The 1315-nt window shown below is 40.6% G+C and carries 1 protein-coding gene; it reads right to left on the bottom strand.

Going from position 1 to position 1315, the window contains the following annotated elements; all coding sequences use genetic code 11:
- Positions 1–34: 34 nt before the first annotated feature.
- The gene (locus AAEY94_RS20585; RefSeq protein ID WP_350979894.1) at positions 35–1243 is read right to left on the bottom strand and encodes an IS256 family transposase; all 1209 of its coding nucleotides are present in this window, start codon (positions 1241–1243) and stop codon (positions 35–37) included.
- Positions 1244–1315: the final 72 nt, after the last annotated feature.

Below are 1315 nucleotides of genomic sequence, written 5' to 3'. Positions count from 1 at the left end.
TGACCCTGTAACAGATTCTGTGTAACTACCTAATTTATATATAATCTGAAATTCGTTCTTCAAATTCAATAATAAAGCGATTCAGTGCCGGTTTCCAGTTTCTAATCGGCATTGTCCATTTCTTCGATGCTTGCATAATAGCCAAGTAAACAACCTTCTTCGCAGAGTCATCATTAGGAAACAGTTTGCGGTTCTTGATGGCTTTTCTGATAACACTGTTCAATGATTCAATGGCGTTGGTGGTGTAGATTGCTTTTCGGATATCTTCAGGGTAGTTAAATAGTGTATTGAGATTAGCCCAATTTCGCTGCCAAGAGGCTGAGATACTCGGATATTTGTCATCCCATTGCTCGCCAAAACGCGCTAAGTTCAGCAAGGCTTCTTCTTCCGTCACTGAGTGGTAAATCTTCTTTAAGTCAGCAGCAACGACTTTGTAATCCTTATACGGCACAAATTTCATCGAGTTTCGTACCATATGCACTATACAGAGCTGAATTTGTGTTTTCGGATATACGGTATTAATGGCATCAGGAAAGCCTTTTAAGCCATCGATGCAGGCGATGAGGATATCATTGAGTCCTCTGTTTTGAAGTTCAGTCAACACATTGAGCCAAAACTTGGCGCCTTCATTCTCCGCTATCCACATCCCAAGCAGCTCTTTGTGACCTTCAAGGTTGACGCCAAGGGCTAAGAAAATCGCTTTGTTGATGACCTTATTGTTTTCCCTTATTTTAACCACGATACAGTCTAGAAAAACGATGGGGTAAACAGGCTCAAGTGGACGCGACTGCCACTCTATAACCTGGTCTATAACTGAGTTCGTCACTCTAGAAATGAGCGTAGGAGAGATTTCAGCACCATACATCTCATCAAAAGTATCGACAATATCGCGTGTCGTCATACCTTTGGCATACAGATGTAAAATCTTGTCATCCATTGATGTGAAGCGGCTTTGATGCTTCTTAACAATTTCAGGTTCAAAACTGCCATTACGGTCGCGAGGCGTGTCTAACTCAAAGCTACCTTCTTCCGTTTTGACTTTTTTGCTGGAGTAACCATTACGGCTATTGTTAGTGAGGGCTTTCTCATTTTTTTGATAACCTAAATGATGTTCAAGTTCAGCATTTAAAGCTGCTTCAACGGTAACTTTAGTTAACATTGCCCTGAAATCATTTAGGTCTGCTTCAGACTTTATGCCTTTGGCTGCTTGTTTAGCGAAAGCTTCTAATTCTTGTTTATTCATGTGCTACCTTCCATTGACCCTAATAGGGTACTGATTGAAAAGCAGTTACACAAAATTATTTACAGGCTCATT

Origin of the sequence: Shewanella sp. AC34-MNA-CIBAN-0136, assembly GCF_040309945.1 — a bacterium.
Lineage (GTDB): Bacteria > Pseudomonadota > Gammaproteobacteria > Enterobacterales > Shewanellaceae > Shewanella.
Note: the sequence above shows the minus strand (reverse complement) of the source record. Positions and strands in the feature narration are given on the sequence as shown.